This is a genomic window from Hoeflea ulvae, assembly GCF_026619435.1.
GTDB classification, from domain to species: Bacteria; Pseudomonadota; Alphaproteobacteria; order Rhizobiales; family Rhizobiaceae; genus Hoeflea; species Hoeflea ulvae.
Window position 1 is genome coordinate 2,488,257 of sequence record NZ_JAOVZQ010000001.1, and the last position, 18,088, is coordinate 2,506,344.

Consider the following 18,088-nt stretch of genomic DNA (forward strand, 5'->3'; position numbering starts at 1 on the left):
CATGGATCTTGCGGCAACCATCCTTGTTGATGGACTTATCTACGCGGGCTGGCTGTTTATCGTCTCCGTCGGCCTGACGCTCGTCTTCGGCGTGCTCAACATTCTCAACATTGCCCATGGCAGTCTTTACGCCATCGGCGCCTATGCCTCCGCTTCGATGGTGGGAGCCTATTTCGCGCTTGGCGGCGAGGCATTTCCCTATGGCAGCTACGTTGCCATGATCCTGGCGGCAGTGTTGGTCGCGCTGGTGCTTGGCCCCTTGCTCGAACGCGGGTTGCTCCGGTTTTTCTATGGCCGCGACGAGGTGCTCAACGTGCTGGTGACCTATGCGGTCTTCCTCATTCTCGAGGACGCGATGAAACTGATCTGGGGGGTCAATCCCTATTTCGTCTACGAACCCTATACGCTGCTCGGCGATGTCGAGATCGGGCCGCTGTTCTATGTCGGCTATGATTTCGCAGTGATCGCGGCGGCCGTCATTGTCGGGCTGGCGGTGTGGCTGACGCTCAACAAGACCCGGGTCGGCAAGGTTGTCCTCGCGGTCATCCACGATTCCGAGATGAGCCAGACCATGGGCGTCAATGTCCAGCGCATCTATCTCGGCGCCTTCATGGCGGGCACGTTCCTGGCAGCGCTCGGCGGCGCGCTGACCGCACCGATGATCTCGGTGACCCCGGGACTGGGCGTCAATGTCATCATCGTGGCCTTCGCCGTCGTCATCATCGGCGGGCTCGGCTCCGTTCCGGGTGCAGCCATCGGGGCGCTGATGGTCGGCATCAGCCGTGCGGCCTCGGTTCACCTTTTTCCCGAGGCCGAGCTGTTCATCATCTATTTCGTCATGGCAATCGTCTTGCTGTTCAGGCCCGAGGGCCTGTTTGCGAAAACCCAGGCGAGGAAAATCTGATGCGGTTCAATCTCATCCTCGCCGCGGTTGCAGCCTTTGTCGTGCTGGCGGCGGGATCGGTGATCCTGCCGGACTGGGCCATGTTCCTCTTTGCCATGGCGCTGGCCAAGGGGCTGGTATGCCTGGGCATTGTCGGCATGATGCGCGGCGGTGTGGTTTCCTTCGGGCAGGGGCTGTTTTATTGCATCGGCGCCTATACCGCGACGCTTGCGGCCAACAATTTCGGCATCTCTGACATCTTCCTGCTGACGCTGTTGAGTGCGTCGGTCTGTCTTCTGGTGGGAATGGCCTTCGGACCGCTGCTGTCAAGCTATCGCGGCATCTTCTTCGCCATGCTGTCGCTGGCCCTGTCGATGGTGCTCTATGGCTCGCTGTCGAAGATGAGCGCCATCGGCGGCACCGACGGCCTGAACATCGCAGCACCGACATTTCTGGGCTGGGCACCGGAGGGAAGGGCGTTGCAGACGGCGCTCTATATCTATGTGGTGGCGGTCGTCGTCATCGCCGGCACGCTGATGCGCTTCTATTTTGACAGCGAGCGCGGGCTGATCACGCTGGCCACACGCGACAATGAACTCAGGGTCGAATATCTCGGCGCCTCGGTGCGCAATGTCATGACCTACAACTACGTCTTCGGGGCGGTGCTGGGCGGAATTGGCGGCACCATCGCCGCACTGGCGCTGGGCCATGTCGATCCGGAATTTGCCTTCTGGACGACCTCCGGCGAATTTGTCTTCGTGGCGATCCTGGCAGGTTTCCTGTCGGTGCCGGCGGTGTTTGTCGCGGCCATCATTCTCGAACTGGTACGGTCGTTCTCCAGTCTCTATTTCCCCAACACCTGGCAATTGGCGCTCGGCATCTTCCTGCTGGTGGTGATCGTGGTGCTGCCCAACGGGCTGGGGTCGCTGGTCAACCGCCGGAAAGGCAAAGCGGCATGAGCAAGAGTGTACTCGAAGTCCGCGACGTGCAGAAAACCTTCGGCGCCGTCACCGCAGCCCAGGATATCTCGGTCACTGTGCCCGAAGGTGCGGTCTATTCGCTGATCGGCTCCAACGGCGCCGGCAAGACTACCTTCGTCAATATGGTGACGGGCTACATCAAGCCCGATTCCGGCACGATCAGATTCGGCGATCGCAACATTGCCGGAATGGCCCCGCGCCAGATCACCCGGCTCGGCATTCACCGCTCGTTCCAGATCGCCCAATTGTGCACCGAACTCACGGTCGAGGAGAACATGCTGGTGGCCGACGCCATCCACAGCCGCTCGGGTCCTTCCTTCCTGCGCCGGGCGCATGATGCGCAGGCACGCGACCGCGCGATGGCGACGCTGGAGCGTTTCCACATCGCCGAGCACCGAGACCGGCTGATTCCGGAACTCTCCGGCGGGGTCAAGAAACTGCTCGACATTGCCATGGCCATGGCCGGCGACACCCAGATAATGCTGCTCGACGAGCCGACATCGGGTGTTGCTTCGGACGAGAAATTTCCGATCATGGATCTGGTGATGGACGCCCTGCGCGCCTCCGGGGTCACCGTCATCTTTGTCGAGCACGACATGGATATCGTCACCCGCTATTCCGAACGGGTTCTGGCATTTTACGATGGACGGATCATTGCCGATGACGCGCCCGACGAGGTTCTTTCCGATCCCGAAGTCCAGCGCTATGTGACGGGGGCGCCGGCATGAGCCTGAAACTCGAAAATGTCGAAGTCAGCATCCAGGCAGCCCCGATCCTGCGCGGCGTCAGCCTCGAGGTCGGAACCGGCGAACGCATGGGACTGGTCGGCCGCAACGGCGCGGGCAAGACCACGGTCATGCGCACCATCACCGGCCTGGCCAGCATGTCGGCGGGCAAGGTGTTCTGGAATGGCGAGGACATCACCGCGATGGCGCCGCGCGACCGGGCGCTGCTTGGTTTTGGCTACATGCCGGAGGATCGCCGCCTGGTGCCCGACCTCACGGTCGAGGAAAACATGCTGCTGCCTGCCTGGGTCAATGATCAGATCGACGGGCCCAAAGGGCTCGAATTCGTCTATGACCTGATGCCGGAACTCACCACCATGGCGCCGCGCAAGGCGCTGCTGCTTTCGGGCGGGCAGCAGAAGATGGTCGCACTTGGCCGGGCCCTGATTGCCGGGCGCAAACTGCTGCTGCTGGATGAGCCGTTCGAGGGCGTGGCGCCCGCGCTTGCCAAGCGGATTTCCGAAGTCATCACCTCGCTCAAGGGCGAGGGGCTGTCGGTGCTGATCGCGCAGTCCGAGCTCAGCCATTCGGTTGATCTCCTGCAGCGCGAAAGCGTCATCGAACGCGGCGAGATCATCAGGGTCAATGTGATTGACGCAAGCCTGGCGGAGGGAGCATGAGCACACACCGCAATGCGGGCCGCCCGCAAGGCCCTGCCGTCAAGACGAGACTGTAACGAGATGCCTCACTGATGCCACTCAAACCCAAACCCCTTCGCGTCCAGCACGCCTATGAGCAGGTCTCGACAGAGATCGAGGCCCAGATCCTCAGCGCAACGCTCAAGCCCGGCGACAGGCTTCCGGGCGAGGTCGAGATGGCCAGCATGTTCAACGTCAACCGCTCCACCGTGCGCGAGGGTATCCGGAGGCTTGAAAGCGAGGGTTTCGTCCGCCGGATTTCGCCGCGCAAGATGGTGGTCTCGATCCCGCGCATGGCGGAGCTGTCCTCGCGCCAGACCCGGGCGCTGAGCATGCTCGACGTTAGCTTCAACGAGCTGTGGAATGTCGCCATCGCCACCGAACCGCTGGCCGCGGAACTGGCGGCGAAAAACGCCGATGCCGAGGACGTGGCCGCACTTGACGAGATTCACCGGGCGCTGGTGGCGGCCGAAGGCCAGGGCCAGGCAACGGTCGAAATCGACACCGCCTTTCATTCCCGCGTCGCCGCCGCCAGCAAGAACCGTGTGCTGCAGCTTGCGCGCGAGCCCATCGGCTTTCTGCTCTACAGCGGCGTCGATCTGCTGATTCCGAAACTGCCGCAGGCCATGCCACGTCAGCTCATTGCCCATCACCACATCATCGAGGCGATCCGTACCAAGGATCCCGAGACCGCGCGGATCTGGATGGCGCGCCATATCGATGATTTCAAACGCGGCTACATTCACGCGGGCCTGTCGCTGGACGAGCCGATCGCCGGCGCCGCCAACCGCCTGGCCGAACTCAGGCAGACCCCATGAGAGCGCTGCGCAGCAAAGCGGGCAGCGGACCCGCGCCATGAATGCGCGGCCGCCCTTGCGCCGGGAGCTGCATTATGGCGACCGGGTCCTTGCCTGCCATGCTGAGCGGCCGCGCAATGTGCATGCGATGCTGGCCAATGCCGTGGCGCGGCATCCGCACAGAGATGTGCTGATCTGCGGCGACATCCGCTGGAGCTATGCCCGGCTCGACGACGAGGTCGCGCGCGTCGCCGCAGGTCTGGCGGCGCTCGGCGTCGGGCAGGGTGACCGGGTGGCGATGCTGCTCGGCAATGGCGTGCCCTTCGTGGTGGTGACCTATGCCGCAGCCCGGCTGGGTGCGGTGACCGTTCCATTGAGCATCCGCGACCAGGTGCCGGGCATTCGCCACGCGCTGGAAAATTCGGAGGCCGTCGCGCTTGTGGCCGAAGCCGAGTTCGTTGGCCGCGTGCCGCATCCGAAAGACACACCGCATCTCAAGGCCCGCATCGTTGTCGGGCAGGCATCGGGATTTGCCGGTTACGACAGCCTGCGCCAGTCGGAGCCGCTGGAACAGCCCGCCGATGTCGGCGAGGACGAGGTCGCGACCATTCTCTACACCTCCGGCACCACCGGACTGCCCAAGGGTGCGATGCTGACCGGTCTTGGAATCGTCCATTCGGCAATCAACTTCGTCACCACGATGGATCTGGACCACAGGGACAAGACCGTCGTCGTGGTGCCGATGAACCACGTCACCGGGCTGGTCGCCGGGATCCATACCCTGGTCTGCGCGGCCGGCAGCATCGCGGTGATGCGGGAATTCAAGGCGGCGCAGTTTCTCGACTGTGCTGCGCGCGAAGCCATGACCTGTTCCCTGATGGTTCCGGCCATGTACAATCTCTGCCTGCACCAGGCCGATTTCGGCGATTATGACCTGTCCGCCTGGCGGGTCGGCGCCTATGGCGGCGCGCCGATGCCCGCAGCAACCATCGAGCGGCTGGCCGAGGCGCTGCCGGGGATGGGGCTGATGAATGCCTATGGAGCGACCGAAACAACTTCTCCTGCGACGATCATGCCTGCGGACCAGACCGCCGCCCGGAGGCTCTCGGTGGGGCAGCCGATGCCCGGGGCCGAGATCTGCATCATGGACGAGGCCGGGCGCGAGGCGGCTGCGGGCGAGGACGGAGAGCTGTGGATCAGGGGCGCGATGGTCGTGCCGGGCTACTGGCGCAATCCCGAGGCCGATGCGCGGGAATTTTCCGCGGGCTTCTGGAAATCCGGCGATGTCGGCGCGATCGATGCGGACGGCTTTGTCCACGTCCATGATCGCAAGAAGGACATGGTCAATCGCGGCGGCCACAAGGTGTTTTCCGCCCAAGTGGAAAGCGCGCTGACCGCCTGTTCCGGCGTCATCGAAGCCGCCGTGATCGCAAAACCCTGTCCGATACTCGGCGAACGCGTCCACGCGGTGCTTTCGGTCAAGCCGGGACAGATCACCGAGGCTGCAGTCATTGCCCATTGCGCCGGCCAGCTTGCCGATTACCAATGCCCCGAAAGCTACACGCTGTGCGAGACACCCTTGCCGCGCAACCCCAATGGCAAGATCCTCAAGCGCCAGCTCAGGCAACAGCTCGGCTTTGCCGATCCATGACGTGTCATGCCGCTCCGCATTGTCGCGGAAGGCATCCCTTGCAAGCCCGGCCCACCGGCAAACCAGGTTGACCGGCCGCCAGAAACAGGACTGATCCGATATGTACAAACTGATGCAGAGAGACGGCGTGTCTGCCCGGGCGCTCGCCATTGCCGACAGGGTTGAAGCATTTGTGCGTGAAACAGTCGCCCCCTATGAGCGGGATCCGCGCTGTGGTGCGCATGGGCCATCCGATGCTCTGGCCGACGAGTTGAAGGACCTGGCGCGCAAGGCCGGGGTCATCACCCCGCACATCCTTGAAGATGGCGGCCATCTGACGCAACGCGAAACCGCGGCGGTGCTGATCCGCTCCGGCCTGTCGCCGCTGGGGCCTCTGGCCTGCCACACCTGCGCTCCCGACGAGGGCAACATGTTCCTTCTCGGCAAGGTCGCCTCGCCGGAGCTCAAGAACCGGTTTCTGACGCGGATGGTGGATGGCAGCATGCGCACCGCCTTCTTCATGACCGAACCGGCCGAGGACGGCGGCGCCGGCTCGGATCCGTCGATGATGCAGACCACCTGCAAGATGGACGGCAATCACTGGGTGGTGAATGGCCGCAAGGCGTTCATCACCGGTGCGGACGGCGCCGGCATGGGCATCATCATGGCCAAATCCGAAGACGGCGCCTGCATGTTCCTCGTCGATCTGCCCGATCCGGCGGTCCGCATCGAACGCGTGCTCGACACCATCGACAGCTCGATGCCCGGCGGCCATGCGGTGATCACCATTGACAATCTGCGCGTTCCGGCAGACCAGATGCTGGGCGAATCCGGCGAGGGTTTCAAATATGCCCAGATCCGTCTTGCGCCGGCGCGGCTGAGCCATTGCATGCGCTGGCTGGGCGCGTGCATCCGCGCCCACGAGATTGCCTCCGACTATGCCAATCGCCGCATGGCCTTCGGCAAGCCGCTGATTGACCATGAGGGCGTCGGCTTCATGCTGGCCGAAAACCTGATGGACCTCAAGCAGGCGGAACTGATGATCTACTGGTGTGCCGATGTGCTCGACAGCGGCGCGCAGGGCGGGGCTGAGAGCTCGATGGCCAAGGTCGCCGTCTCCGAGGCGCTGATGCGCGTGGCAGACCGCTGCGTGCAGTGCATGGGCGGGCAGGGCGTGACGGCCGACACGATTGTCGAGCAGGTGTTCCGCGAAATCCGCGCATTCCGGATCTATGATGGCCCCACCGAGGTCCACAAATGGAGCCTTGCCAAGAAGATCAAGCGCGACTGGAAAGCGGAGAACGCGGCGTGACAACGGCTGCCGCAAGCGCCGCTGCCAATTCCGGCACCACGGCCGTTCGCGAGAGGTTTGGCTTCGACGAGGCGGCATTGGCCCGCTGGATGAGCACGCATGTCGAGGGCTATTCCGGGCCGATGGCGGTGCGCCAGTTCAAAGGCGGGCAGTCCAATCCGACCTATCAGCTTTTAACCCCCGGCAAGACCTATGTGCTGCGGCGAAAACCTCCGGGGCAACTGGCAAGAGGCGCCCATGCGGTCGATCGCGAAGCCCGGGTTCTGACCGCCCTGGCCGGCGCCGACTTCCCGGTGGCCAGGGTCCACGCGGTATGCAGCGATGACAGCGTCATCGGCAGCTGGTTCTATGTCATGGACATGGTCGAGGGCCGGATCTTTTGGAACGCGACTTTTCCCGAGGTACAGCATGAAGAGCGACCGCGCTACTTCGCCGCAATGAACCAGACGCTGGCGCGGCTGCACCGGATCGATCCCGAGGCGGTCGGGCTTGGCGATTATGGCCGCAGCGGCAATTATGTCGAACGCCAGATCAGCCGCTGGAGCCGCTCCTATCTGACTGACGCTGATGCCGGCCGCGATCCCGGCATGGACCGGCTGATCGAATGGCTGCCCACGGCCATTCCCGACACCGACGAGACACGCATCGTTCATGGCGATTTCCGCTGCGACAACCTGATCTTTCACCCGAGGGAACCCCGGGTCATCGCGGTGCTCGACTGGGAACTCTCGACGCTGGGCAGTCCGCTCGGAGATTTCACCTATCACGCCATGATGTATCGCATGCCGCCGGAGATCGTGGCCGGGCTCGGCGATGTCGATCCTGCCAGTCTCAACATCCCGACCGAAGCGGATTATGTCGCGCAATATTGCGCCACAACCGGCCGCGCCTCGATCCCCGATTATGCGTTCTACATGGCCTTCAATTTCTTCCGGATGGCGGCGATCTTTCACGGCATCAAGGGCCGGGTGATCCGCGGATCCGCAGCCTCGCCGCATTCGGTGACGCGTGTGCAGAACTATCCGAAACTGGTCCAGCTGGCGGTGGACGCCGCAAAGGAGTGCCGATGACGCAACTGCCGGTTCTCGTTGATGTGGCAGACGGCGTCGCCCGCATCACCCTCAACCGCCCCGACCGTGGCAACGCGCTCAATCAGGCGATGGCCGATGCGTTGCTGGAGGCGGCGCTGCGCACGGCCAATGACGGCGGGGTCCGCTGCGTGGTTCTGACCGGCGCCGGCAGGATGTTCTGCGTTGGCGGCGACGTGACAGATTTTGCCGGCAACAGCGCCGGCATCGGCGCGTTCTTGCAGCGGCTTGCAGGCACCTTGCATCAGGCAATGACGGTTTTTGCCTCGATGAACAAACCGATGATCTGCCTCGTCAACGGCCCGGCGGCCGGGGCAGGGCTGAGCATGGCGATCAGCGGCGATATCGTTCTCGCAGATCCGTCGGCCCATTTCACCGCGGCCTATCTCGGCATCGGGCTGACGCCGGATGGCGGCATGACCTGGTTGCTGCCGCGTCTGGTCGGCCTGCGCCAGGCCCAGGATATCATCCTGACAAATCGCCGTGTCGAGGCAAACGAGGCCGCGGCGATCGGACTTGTCACAAGAGTGGTGGAGGAGAATGCACTGGCGCGCGAGGGCTCCGAACTGGCCACCAGATTGGCCTCGGGTGCGGTGGCCTCGATGGGGGCCGCGCGCAAACTGCTGCAGGAAAGCTTTGCCTCCGGACTGGCAAGCCAGATGGACCGGGAGCTCACAGCCATTGCCTTTGCCGGCGAAAGCGCCGAAGGCCGTGAAGGCGTCCGTGCCTTTCTGGAGCGCCGGCCCCCGGCATTCCGGAACGATCCGTGAGAATGAGGGTTCAGCCATGGCCGGAAGAAATCGCCGGCCCGGCTGACCGGATGCCGGCACCGCGGTGCCCGGCGCAGAATCTGTATTTGTATGAACATTGGGAACTGACCAGATGAGCCACCTTTTTACCCCCCTGAAACTCGGCACGCTTGAGCTTGAAAACCGCGTCATCATTGCGCCGATGTGCCAGTATTCCGCCATCGATGGCAGCGCCCAGGACTGGCACCTGATCCATTTGGGCAATCTGGCCCTGTCCGGCGCCGGGCTTTTGATCATCGAAGCCACCGCGGTGTCGCCGGTGGGGCGGATATCGCCTGGGGATCTGGGACTCTATTCGGATGCCAACGAAACCGCACTGCGCCGGGTCATGGACGTGCTGGGCGGGCAGTCGACCATGCCGGTGGCGATCCAGCTTGCCCATGCCGGGCGCAAGGGTTCCAGCCAGTCGCCCTGGGACGGCGGCGCGCAGATCCGGCCGGATCAGCCGCATGGATGGAAAGCCGAGGCGCCGTCTGCCGTGCCGCATGGGGAGGGTGAGGACGTCCCCCTAGCCCTCGACGAAGCCGGGCTGGCGCGGGTCTGCAACGATTTTGCCGGCGCGGCGCTGAGAGCGCAGCGCCTTGGCTTCCGCGGCATCGAACTGCACATGGCTCATGGCTACCTCTTGCACCAGTTCCTTTCGCCCTTGGCAAACCGGCGCACCGACGCCTATGGCGGATCGCTTTCAAACCGGATGCGGTTTCCGCTCAGGGTATTTGATGCGGTCGTGGCGGCGGTGTCCGACGACATGCCGGTCTGGGTCCGGGTGTCGGCCACGGACTGGGTGGAAGGCGGATGGGACCTGGACGGCACGCTTGCGCTCTCTGCAGCGCTGAAAGAGCGCGGATGCGCGGCAATCCATGTCTCCACCGGCGGCGTGTCGCCAAAACAGAAGATCCCGGTCGGCCCCGGTTTCCAGGTGCCGTTTGCCAGCAGGGTGAAAGCCGAAACCGGCCTTCCGACCATCGCGGTCGGCCTTATCACCAAACCCGAACAGGCCGAGGCGATCGTGCAGAAAGGGCAGGCCGACGCCGTCGCGCTGGCCCGCGGGATCCTCTACGATCCGCACTGGCCCTGGCATGCCGCAGCCGCCCTCGGCGCCCAGGTCAGCGCGCCCAGGCAATACTGGCGCTCCAAACCGCGCGACTTTCCCGACCTGTTCAAGGCGGCAAGGATCGGGCAGCGCTAACACGGGGCCGGATTGAAGGGCATTGCTGATCGCTCGTCCTGTTCGACATGGCGGCCCGATATGCTAGTGAGACGGCGCACGCGCGTGCAAGAAAAATGAACGAACGGAGCTTTTCGGGATGACGGACAACAGGGTGATCATTGCCGGTGGCGGCATTGGCGGGCTGGCGCTTGCACTGACCTTGCACCAGATCGGCGTCGACTGCGTTGTGCTCGAGGCCGTGAACGATCTCAATCCCCTGGGCGTCGGCATCAATCTTCAGCCCAATGCCGTGCGCGAGCTTTTCGACCTTGGTTTCACGGCGGATGATCTTGACGGTTTCGGGGTGCAGGCCAAGGAATGGGCGCTGGTCGGGATGAACGGCCAGGAGATTTATTCCGAGCCACGCGGCCTGCTGGCCGGCTATGACTGGCCGCAATATGCCGCGCACCGGGGCGAGTTTCACATGGCTCTGTATCGCCGCTTTGTCGAATTGGCCGGTCCAGATGCGGTCCGGCTCGGCTGCCGCGCCACCGGCTACAGGGTCAATCCCGACGGCGGTGTGACGGTGACGATCGAGACGAAATCCGGCGAGGCGCAGGAGACCGGCGCGCTGCTGATCGGGGCGGACGGAATTCACTCCGCCATCAGGGCGCAGATGCACCCGACCCAGCCGCCGATCCACTGGGGCGGTGCCGTGATGTGGCGCGGTACCTCGCGTGTGAAACCGGTGCGCACCGGTTCGTCCTTCATCGGACTGGGCACGCACCGGCACCGGATGGTGATCTACCCGATTTCGCCGCCCGATCCCGACACCGGTCTGGCGCTGGTCAACTGGATCGCCGAAGTCACCTATGATGATCCGTCGGCGCATGAGACCATGGGCTGGTTCCGGCCGGTGGGGATCGACGATTTCATTCACCATTTCGAGGACTGGAGCTTCGACTGGCTGGATGTGCCTGCGCTGATCCGGGGCGCCGATATCGCCTTTGAAAATCCGATGATTGACCGTGATCCGGTCCCGACATGGGTGGACGGGCCGGTCGCGCTGATGGGCGACGCGGCGCATGCGATGTATCCGACCGGTTCCAACGGCGCCAGCCAGGCGGTTGTCGACGCCCGCATCCTGGGGGCGAAATTTCTCGCCCACGGCGTCGGCGCCGAAGCGCTGGCAGCCTATAATGCGGATCTGTGCGCGCCGATTTCGGCGCTCATTCTGCGCAATCGCGGGGCAGGGCCGTTCGGCCTGCTCAACATGGTCAACGACCGCTGCGGCGGCGTCTTCGACGATATCGACGCGGTGATCCCGCAGGCTGAACGCGCCGACTTCATGGCCAGATACAAATCCGCCGCCGGCTTCGCCCGTGACACCCTCAACGCCGCCCCACCCACCATCGCGCCGGGCTCCCGGGTGGTGTGATCTCTGGTGTTGCGACGGCCGTGCCCCAGGGCATGATCCGACAATCGTCTATTCACAAGAGTTGGTCGAGCACCGGGGGCAGAACCAGGTAACGCGTGCGAGTTCGGTGGAGCAAATCTCAATCGTGAGGCCGCGGCGGATCCACCAGGATCAGCGGCGGTTTTGTCCGCGTCTTAGCCCTCAGCGTGTTGGAAAAGCGATGTAAACAGGAACCAATCGAAGAATTGCGGGTTCAAAGCTGTGTCAGTCAACAGTTATGAACCGCATGACCTACAGACCTGATATAGACGGCCTACGTGCAATAGCAGTGGGGCTGGTTGTAGCCTTCCACGCCTCCCCGGCCCTGATGCCCGACGGGTTTATCGGCGTGGACATGTTCTTCGTGATCAGCGGCTATCTGATCACCGGGATCATGTTGAGGGATCTGAAAAAAGGCACCTTCAGCATTGTCGGGTTTTACACCAGGCGCATCCGGCGGATATTCCCCGCCCTGCTGGTTGTCGTCATTGCTACCCTGGGTACCGGCAGCTTCTTGCTGGTGGGCGAAGGTTTTGCGCGCCTGGTCGAAAGTGTTGTCGCAGGCCTCGGCTTTGTGGCAAATTTCCTGTTTTGGTCCCAGGCTGGCTACGGTGACGCTTTGGCTGCGACCAAGCCTCTTCTCCACCTCTGGTCACTGGCGGTTGAAGAACAGTTTTACCTGCTTTGGCCCCTGGTGCTGGCTTTCTCATTCAGGTTTCGCAGCGGTGTCGTTCTTTCAGGAATGCTCATATTTCTCGGCTCATTTGGACTCTGCGTCGTGTGGACGCTTCACGATCCGAACGGAGCCTATTACCTTCCGTTCAACCGGCTATGGGAACCGATGGCCGGAGGATTGCTCGCCATGGTGGGTTACTCTGCTCGTGGCAGCATTGAGAGAAACCTGTGTTCACTTGTTGGCCTCGCACTGGTGGCTGCCAGCTTCCCGATGATTTCGACCCTTGAACATTTTCCGGGCTGGCGTGCCGTATTTCCTGTGGCGGGCACCGTCCTGATCATAGCTGCCGGTCCCGCTTCCCTGATCAATCGTGCTCTGGTGCTGAAGCCTCTGATTGCGCTCGGCTTGATCAGTTACCCGCTTTATCTCTGGCACTGGCCCGCGCTGGTTTACGCCAGGTTCTGGTCATTGGATCGGTTCGGCACCTTTGAGCTTTCAGTTGTGGCTTCGCTGCTTGCCGTCTCGGCAGCTGTGGTGCTGGCATGGCTCACCTATTTGCTGGTCGAACTGCCAATACGGCTGCAGCGGCCTTCGCGCGTAGCCCAAAAGCTCGCCGGAGGCTGGCTGGCACTTCTTGTGGTTTCCGCCGGGCTCTGGTTTTCCTTGCCGCTGCTGGGCTTTGGGGTGGACAAGACCGAAGCACAATACGTCGCTGAATTGGGGCGCCGGGAAGGGACTTGCTTCATGCTCGATGGCAAAAGCAATTTGCCGCCGGAGTGTATCGACAATGACCCCGACCAGACCCGTATTGCATTGGTGGGCGATTCATACGCCGCCGGGTTTAGCAAGGCACTGCGCGAAACTCCGGGACTTTCGGTGATCGAATTCACGTCGAGTTCGTGTCCATTCAACCTGGACTTTGACTTCGCCATTCGTCCGGAACAATGCCGCGCCATAAACGATGAACGTCTGGATCTGATTCTTGCAACACAGCCGGACCTCATTTTCATAGCCTCCTGGTGGCAGATGGGCGCAGAGGATGATGTCAGCCAGTTGCGCAACCTGGCCCAAAGCATTCAGACGCTTCTCGACAGGACAGAGGCGAGGATTGTCCTTTATGGACTTTCCCCCGTTTTGCTTCGGCTGCTCCCGATCTGTTCGCAAGGCAAATGAAGAATTCACAACATTACGCGCCAGTCGAACCTTATCTGACCTATGATGCAGAACGCCGACTTCTGGCCGATATTCTGCCTAAGAATGACCGCCTGCATGTGATAGATCCATTCGCTATCTTCTGCGAAGCGTCAAACTGCCGCTACCGGGATGCGAAAGATCTGTTTTTCTTCGATGCCGGTCACCTCTCCCAGCATGGCGTCGAGGTAGTCCTCGACAGTCTCGATTTAGAACTGGCCACATCGCAATAATGTCTCTTCGGCAGATGCGCGAAGGGGTTTGTGGGCAGTTTCCCCAGGCCAGACTTGTGCGGCACATGCCCAGTCCGACCCGTTCGTGATGGCCTGATACCCACCACTGAAGAATCCAAGGCTGGATCAGCGCGCAGTCAGCCTTGCGGTACTGTCCGAAGGCCCCTCAGGGTATTTGGCGATGGATGAAAAAATGGTGCCCCCGGCAGGATTCGAACCCGCGACCCCCTGATTACAAATCAGGTGCTCTACCAACTGAGCTACAAGGGCAGCGGGGATGCGGATAGCATATTCACCGCGTCTGTAAAGCAAAATCCGCGTGATTGCGGTTCTCATTCCGATTCCGGCCCCGGGATGGGGACGGAGACGGGTGCGCAACCGGCGTTCAAGCCCGGTCTCTGGTCGTTTCAGGCGGCGCCGTCGCGGGCGAGAAACTGCTGTGCGGCATAGAGCGCAATCGCCGTGGCGTTGGAGACATTGAGCGATTTGATCGCGCCGGGCATGTCGAGGCGGACCAGCGTGTCCACCGTCTCGCGGGTTTTCTGCCTCAGCCCCTTGCCCTCGGCGCCCAGCACCAGGGCGATCTTGCCGCCCGACAGGCCGGTTTCGATCGGCGAGGGGCCTTCCGAATCAAGTCCGATGGTGACGAAGCCCTGCGCCCTGATCTCCTCGATCGCGGCCGCAAGGTTGCGCACCTCGATGTGATCGATCATTTCCAGCGCGCCTGATGCGGCCTTGGCCAGTACGCCTGATTCCTGCGGGCTGTGGCGCTGCGTGGTGACAAGCGCGCCGGCGCCGAACGCCACCGCGGAGCGCATGATCGCGCCGACATTGTGCGGATCGGTCACCTGGTCGAGAATCACCAGAAGCCGCGTGTCGCCGAGATCGGCCAATGGCCGCGGCTTGAGCGGGGCTGTTTCGAGCAGCGCGCCCTGGTGCACGGCGTCATCGCCAAGCAACCGGTCGATGTCCTGCGGGGAGACCATTTCCAGCGGAAACGGCAGCACCGCATCCTCGGCAATCTCCAGCCGCATCAGCGCGTTGCGGGTCGCCCTGAACGATGTAATCCGCCGCGCCGGGTTGTCCAGCGCCGCACGCACCGTGTGCAGCCCGTAAAGATAGACCGTGTCGGGCGTCATTTTCTCGCCATACAGCGTGCCCTTGCGGGCCGGCAGGTCGCGCTTGTCGCGGGGCTGGACTGGCGGCAGCCCCTGTTGATCCCGCTTTGCGTCGCGATGGGTGCGGCGCAGCTTGGCGTAATGGGTGTCGCGGTTGGAACCGGTCGTGCCGGCATCATCATCTTTGCTCATGGCGCGCTTTATACCCTTATTGCACCCGGGCGCAACATGGCGCGGCAGGGTGTGAACCGGCTGTGCCCGGGCGGTCGGGCCGCCCCGGCGGCGGCAGCCATGCGGGCCACGCGGGGGAAGCGTGCAGGAAGCGGTTGTTTTTGTGGCAAAGCTTGTTGACACGGGAACCATGCGCCGTCATAACGCCGACCGCGAGCCTGATGTTTCTAACCAATCATCGAGTTTGCAAGGCCCGATGGTTTTCGGGTTTGTCCATCTTGGATGCATGACCCTGACGGTTGGACCGGAGGAATGCCCGAGTGGTTAAAGGGGACGGACTGTAAATCCGTTGGCTTCGCCTACGTTGGTTCAAATCCAACTTCCTCCACCACCGTCGCGGGGTCGTGAATGCGGGTATAGCTCAATGGTAGAGCAGCAGCCTTCCAAGCTGAATACGAGGGTTCGATTCCCTCTACCCGCTCCAGTTGGAATATTATTCCGATTGCAACCAAGAAATCAGGACGAAATTCTCCAAATTTCCTATTTAGTAGGTTTTCATACTAAAATATGACCTATTTTTGGCAAATCTCACCACGCACCATATCCATTAGTCGGCGTTGCTGACGGTATGCGTAGCGCATATCATTCCCGATACCGTCAGACCTGATTTTAACAGCGTCCCCAACTCATTGATTTTGTTGGGCGCTGCTTCGCTGTGCTTGCTAGTTCGATTCCTGAAGGCGACGAGGGTTAGGTTCTGAACACGGGGATCGAACTACTAATCAACATCGTAATGAAAAATAGTTGACGTCGCATATAAAAGAATCGTTGAGTGAGTCTCGCAGTATATATTACAAGTATTCAACATAGTGTTGAGTAGAATTGCAGAAATATTTTATGGCAGATGTATTTACTAAATCGGACGCGACCATTTCTCCATGCGGTTCATACCGTTACTGGCTCGAACGGAGATGGGGGCATGAACCCCCTCAAACCTTCATAATGCTCAACCCGTCAACGGCTGACGCTGCGGTGGACGACCGTACAATTGGCCGCTGCATTGAATTTTCAAAGCGTGAGGGTGCTGGCGGCTTGATTGTAGTCAATCTGTTTGCGCTCCGAGCCACGAACCCCAAGGAACTTGATGGGCACATCGACCCTGTTGGTCCTGACAACGCAAAGAATATAGGGATTGCACTTATCGCTGCGGCAGCACAAAACATCCCTGTCATATGCGGTTGGGGCGGGAATAAGGACGCACCAAAACAAGCGTTGCGACTGAAAGCTCGCGCAAAAGATTTTGGTGTGCGCCTTGTGGCCTTGCATGTGAATCATGACGGCTCCCCCAAACACCCGCTGTACATCAACGGTGAAGCTCCCTTGATCGACTTCTACTAGGTTCAAGCCGAACCAGCATCGCGGGTAGCCGAATATCCTCATAGACCTTGACTGATTTCGCGGAGCGAGGGTGGGGATAGAAGTGGTGCATGTCGCCGTCAGGTAGCGCAATCGTATAGTTGCGCCGATCCAATCCGTGCCAACCGAAGCCTATGAATATCCCCTTGATGGCCAAAGCGAAGACAAACGTGCGCTGATATGCGTCGAGCGACTCGCTATCTGATTTTCTAATTGTGAGTGAGGCGAAGTTTGATTGCGCCCAGAGCACTTTCTGCCCCGGCTCAAATTTCCCGCCGAATACTGTAATGCCTGCTGGTATCACCCGTCCTTGCGACATCCACTGAGGAAAGTCGTCAGGGAGTATGCGTCGATAGTTGGAACTGAGGTGCGCCACGATGCCGGTTTTGATTATCCAAGTTGCTATAGTGGCTCGTTCGGCTTTCGTGAACTGCTTAGGAGTCATGTCGGCCTCCATTCGTGGAAGTAATTCACCGAAACGCGACTCTAGTTGTGACATCCAGCCGTGGTTACATTTTCCGCATACGCTCTTGAGTGTATGGGACGCGCCACTTGCCCGCCGCTCGTCCAACGGTGCCCCGAAGAAGCTTGTCCTTGTTCCTATGAACTGGGACGGCTCGCCGCCTCCCACATAATCTTGCAGCCATGAAGGGATTACGTGCTCGCGGGTTAGCGGAGGCGGTGCTCCGCAGAAGACGCATTTTCGTTTTTGCAATTTAGCCTCCCCCGCCGAAGCAGTAGTTATCAGACCTGCTGAACTCTCGGTAAAGTAGCAATTGATAGCATTCCGTGGATAGCCGTTTACCTCGCGATTTCTGTGACTCCTAAAAAGCGCCAAAACCCACGGCCAGACACGCTCTGCCGTGGCCTAAGTCATTGCAGATAAATAATAATTGTGGATGGCCGTGGAGGGGATTTGCTGTCTCAGCGCGGCTCGTATAGCCTCTCAACAGCGCAAGAATGTGACGGTATCCGAGTACGGTATCGTCTTGAGCGAGCGCACAAATGAACAAAGATTACAAAGACTTAAACTTCTAACTTGATTCCCTCTACCCGCTCCAGATTCTTACCAGAATTTATCTGTCGATGTTCCGCGTGAGCGGGATGGAGACTGCATGTGCCGTTTTCACCATGGCTGCATGGTGCTTGGCCACACACATGGTGAGCGGAAGCCGCCGGCTTGCTGACGATCGGCCGGTCTGCCGAGGCGGTCAGCCGATCAGTTCGACCAGATGCCCGGCCTTTGTCGCCACGGCGATCGAGGCCTGGTTGCCGCGTTTGATCCGGGCTCTTTTTCTCCGAATTCGGCGCGGGCGAGCACCAGCATGGCCGTTGCCACTCCCTTGCCGCGATGGGCCGGCGCCACGGTGTAGCTGATTTCATCGCCATCTATCCGGACCGAGCCCACGGCATCGCCAGTGTCCGCTTCCGCGATATAAAGCCCCGGGGCTGCGCGCTCGAGCCGGGCTGACAGCCAAGCGACATGACCGTCCCAGTCCACGGGGTCCGGCGATACCGACATCTGCCGGGTCACGTCATCGTTGCGCCAGTCAAACAGACGTTGCGCATCATCCGGTGTCGCGGGTCTCAACTGCATGGGTGCGGCTCCATTGCGTATCTATGCGAATGCGGTGACCGGTGGCCCTGTCTGGCATGTCCTGGAACATTGACCGCATCGTGATCAAGTCGCCAGCGCTAATTTGCCTCTGGTTGTCACCCTAGACGGTTCACAGCGCCGTGGCGGTGGTCACAGGC

Annotated in this window: 17 protein-coding genes and 3 tRNA genes; 16 read left to right on the forward strand and 4 right to left on the reverse strand. The window is 61.4% G+C overall.

Annotation, left to right across the window (positions count from 1 at the left end):
- Window position 1: 1 nt before the first annotated feature.
- The 13 genes from OEG82_RS11770 to OEG82_RS11830 all read left to right on the forward strand — a co-directional run bounded on the left by OEG82_RS11770 (window position 2) and on the right by OEG82_RS11830 (window position 13,628).
- Window positions 2-904 carry a branched-chain amino acid ABC transporter permease gene (locus OEG82_RS11770; RefSeq protein ID WP_267612634.1) on the forward strand — a complete coding sequence of 301 codons (903 nt, stop codon included), beginning with the start codon at window positions 2-4 and terminating at the stop codon, window positions 902-904.
- Entirely contained in the window at window positions 904-1,842 is a 939-nt protein-coding gene (locus OEG82_RS11775; RefSeq protein WP_267612635.1) for a branched-chain amino acid ABC transporter permease, read from the forward strand. Before OEG82_RS11770 ends, OEG82_RS11775 begins: the two co-directional genes overlap by 1 nt.
- Window positions 1,839-2,591 (forward strand): ABC transporter ATP-binding protein, encoded by a 753-nt coding sequence (locus OEG82_RS11780; RefSeq protein WP_267612636.1) that lies wholly within the window; start codon window positions 1,839-1,841, stop codon window positions 2,589-2,591. Before OEG82_RS11775 ends, OEG82_RS11780 begins: the two co-directional genes overlap by 4 nt.
- Window positions 2,588-3,268 (forward strand): ABC transporter ATP-binding protein, encoded by a 681-nt coding sequence (locus OEG82_RS11785; RefSeq protein ID WP_267612637.1) that lies wholly within the window; start codon window positions 2,588-2,590, stop codon window positions 3,266-3,268. The genes OEG82_RS11780 and OEG82_RS11785 overlap by 4 nt, the downstream gene beginning before the upstream one ends.
- Window positions 3,269-3,339: 71 nt before the next feature.
- Window positions 3,340-4,104, forward strand: a complete 765-nt coding sequence (locus OEG82_RS11790) for a FadR/GntR family transcriptional regulator (protein ID WP_267612638.1) — start codon at window positions 3,340-3,342, stop codon at window positions 4,102-4,104.
- A 37-nt stretch (window positions 4,105-4,141) separates the two neighbouring features.
- Window positions 4,142-5,734 carry a class I adenylate-forming enzyme family protein gene (locus OEG82_RS11795; RefSeq protein WP_267612639.1) on the forward strand — a complete coding sequence of 531 codons (1,593 nt, stop codon included), beginning with the start codon at window positions 4,142-4,144 and terminating at the stop codon, window positions 5,732-5,734.
- Window positions 5,735-5,834: 100 nt separating this feature from the next.
- Window positions 5,835-7,025, forward strand: a complete 1,191-nt coding sequence (locus OEG82_RS11800) for an acyl-CoA dehydrogenase family protein (protein ID WP_267612640.1) — start codon at window positions 5,835-5,837, stop codon at window positions 7,023-7,025.
- On the forward strand, window positions 7,022-8,095 hold the full coding sequence (locus OEG82_RS11805) for a phosphotransferase (protein WP_267612641.1): 1,074 nt from the start codon (window positions 7,022-7,024) through the stop codon (window positions 8,093-8,095). The genes OEG82_RS11800 and OEG82_RS11805 overlap by 4 nt, the downstream gene beginning before the upstream one ends.
- Window positions 8,092-8,883 (forward strand): enoyl-CoA hydratase/isomerase family protein, encoded by a 792-nt coding sequence (locus OEG82_RS11810; protein ID WP_267612642.1) that lies wholly within the window; start codon window positions 8,092-8,094, stop codon window positions 8,881-8,883. The genes OEG82_RS11805 and OEG82_RS11810 overlap by 4 nt, the downstream gene beginning before the upstream one ends.
- A 112-nt stretch (window positions 8,884-8,995) precedes the next feature.
- Window positions 8,996-10,111 (forward strand): NADH:flavin oxidoreductase/NADH oxidase, encoded by a 1,116-nt coding sequence (locus tag OEG82_RS11815; protein ID WP_267612643.1) that lies wholly within the window; start codon window positions 8,996-8,998, stop codon window positions 10,109-10,111.
- A 118-nt stretch (window positions 10,112-10,229) separates the two neighbouring features.
- The gene (locus tag OEG82_RS11820) at window positions 10,230-11,510 is read left to right on the forward strand and encodes a flavin-dependent oxidoreductase (protein ID WP_267612644.1); all 1,281 of its coding nucleotides are present in this window, start codon (window positions 10,230-10,232) and stop codon (window positions 11,508-11,510) included.
- A 265-nt stretch (window positions 11,511-11,775) separates the two neighbouring features.
- Window positions 11,776-13,377 (forward strand): acyltransferase family protein, encoded by a 1,602-nt coding sequence (locus OEG82_RS11825; protein WP_267612645.1) that lies wholly within the window; start codon window positions 11,776-11,778, stop codon window positions 13,375-13,377.
- Window positions 13,374-13,628, forward strand: coding sequence for an SGNH hydrolase domain-containing protein (locus OEG82_RS11830; RefSeq protein WP_267612646.1), 255 nt, complete (start codon window positions 13,374-13,376; stop codon window positions 13,626-13,628). Before OEG82_RS11825 ends, OEG82_RS11830 begins: the two co-directional genes overlap by 4 nt.
- A 194-nt stretch (window positions 13,629-13,822) precedes the next feature.
- Here OEG82_RS11830 and OEG82_RS11835 read toward each other — a convergent pair.
- Window positions 13,823-13,898, reverse strand: a tRNA-Thr gene (locus OEG82_RS11835).
- 137 nt (window positions 13,899-14,035) lie between these two features.
- Window positions 14,036-14,938, reverse strand: a complete 903-nt coding sequence (rlmB, locus tag OEG82_RS11840) for a 23S rRNA (guanosine(2251)-2'-O)-methyltransferase RlmB (RefSeq protein ID WP_267612648.1) — start codon at window positions 14,936-14,938, stop codon at window positions 14,036-14,038.
- A 285-nt stretch (window positions 14,939-15,223) separates the two neighbouring features.
- Here rlmB and OEG82_RS11845 point away from each other — a divergent pair.
- The 3 genes from OEG82_RS11845 (at window position 15,224) to OEG82_RS11855 (ending at window position 16,315) form a co-directional block, all read left to right on the forward strand.
- A tRNA-Tyr gene (locus OEG82_RS11845) sits at window positions 15,224-15,308 on the forward strand.
- A 19-nt stretch (window positions 15,309-15,327) separates the two neighbouring features.
- Window positions 15,328-15,401 (forward strand) — tRNA-Gly (locus OEG82_RS11850).
- 413 nt (window positions 15,402-15,814) lie between these two features.
- Window positions 15,815-16,315 (forward strand): DUF1643 domain-containing protein, encoded by a 501-nt coding sequence (locus OEG82_RS11855; protein WP_267612649.1) that lies wholly within the window; start codon window positions 15,815-15,817, stop codon window positions 16,313-16,315.
- On the opposite strand, the gene OEG82_RS11860 is transcribed toward OEG82_RS11855, so the two are convergent.
- Both OEG82_RS11860 and OEG82_RS11865 read right to left on the reverse strand, forming a co-directional pair.
- Complete coding sequence (locus OEG82_RS11860) at window positions 16,281-16,778, reverse strand: hypothetical protein (RefSeq protein WP_267612650.1); 498 nt, start codon at window positions 16,776-16,778, stop codon at window positions 16,281-16,283. The genes OEG82_RS11855 and OEG82_RS11860 overlap by 35 nt on opposite strands.
- A gap of 774 nt (window positions 16,779-17,552) precedes the next feature.
- Window positions 17,553-17,930, reverse strand: a complete 378-nt coding sequence (locus OEG82_RS11865) for a GNAT family N-acetyltransferase (protein ID WP_267612651.1) — start codon at window positions 17,928-17,930, stop codon at window positions 17,553-17,555.
- Between the last annotated feature and the right edge of the window lie 158 nt (window positions 17,931-18,088).

Bases quoted from the DNA above. Each gene is read 5' to 3' on its own strand.
- OEG82_RS11770 (WP_267612634.1), top strand. From the start codon at position 2: ATGGATCTTGCGGCAACCATCCTTGTTGATGGACTTATCTACGCGGGC.
- OEG82_RS11775 (WP_267612635.1), top strand. From the start codon at position 904: ATGCGGTTCAATCTCATCCTCGCCGCGGTTGCAGCCTTTGTCGTGCTG.
- OEG82_RS11780 (WP_267612636.1), top strand. From the start codon at position 1,839: ATGAGCAAGAGTGTACTCGAAGTCCGCGACGTGCAGAAAACCTTCGGC.
- OEG82_RS11785 (WP_267612637.1), top strand. From the start codon at position 2,588: ATGAGCCTGAAACTCGAAAATGTCGAAGTCAGCATCCAGGCAGCCCCG.
- OEG82_RS11790 (WP_267612638.1), top strand. From the start codon at position 3,340: ATGCCACTCAAACCCAAACCCCTTCGCGTCCAGCACGCCTATGAGCAG.
- OEG82_RS11795 (WP_267612639.1), top strand. From the start codon at position 4,142: ATGAATGCGCGGCCGCCCTTGCGCCGGGAGCTGCATTATGGCGACCGG.
- OEG82_RS11800 (WP_267612640.1), top strand. From the start codon at position 5,835: ATGTACAAACTGATGCAGAGAGACGGCGTGTCTGCCCGGGCGCTCGCC.
- OEG82_RS11810 (WP_267612642.1), top strand. From the start codon at position 8,092: ATGACGCAACTGCCGGTTCTCGTTGATGTGGCAGACGGCGTCGCCCGC.
- OEG82_RS11815 (WP_267612643.1), top strand. From the start codon at position 8,996: ATGAGCCACCTTTTTACCCCCCTGAAACTCGGCACGCTTGAGCTTGAA.
- OEG82_RS11820 (WP_267612644.1), top strand. From the start codon at position 10,230: ATGACGGACAACAGGGTGATCATTGCCGGTGGCGGCATTGGCGGGCTG.
- OEG82_RS11825 (WP_267612645.1), top strand. From the start codon at position 11,776: ATGACCTACAGACCTGATATAGACGGCCTACGTGCAATAGCAGTGGGG.
- OEG82_RS11830 (WP_267612646.1), top strand. From the start codon at position 13,374: ATGAAGAATTCACAACATTACGCGCCAGTCGAACCTTATCTGACCTAT.
- rlmB (WP_267612648.1), bottom strand. From the start codon at position 14,938: ATGAGCAAAGATGATGATGCCGGCACGACCGGTTCCAACCGCGACACC.
- OEG82_RS11855 (WP_267612649.1), top strand. From the start codon at position 15,815: ATGGCAGATGTATTTACTAAATCGGACGCGACCATTTCTCCATGCGGT.
- OEG82_RS11860 (WP_267612650.1), bottom strand. From the start codon at position 16,778: ATGACTCCTAAGCAGTTCACGAAAGCCGAACGAGCCACTATAGCAACT.
- OEG82_RS11865 (WP_267612651.1), bottom strand. From the start codon at position 17,930: ATGCAGTTGAGACCCGCGACACCGGATGATGCGCAACGTCTGTTTGAC.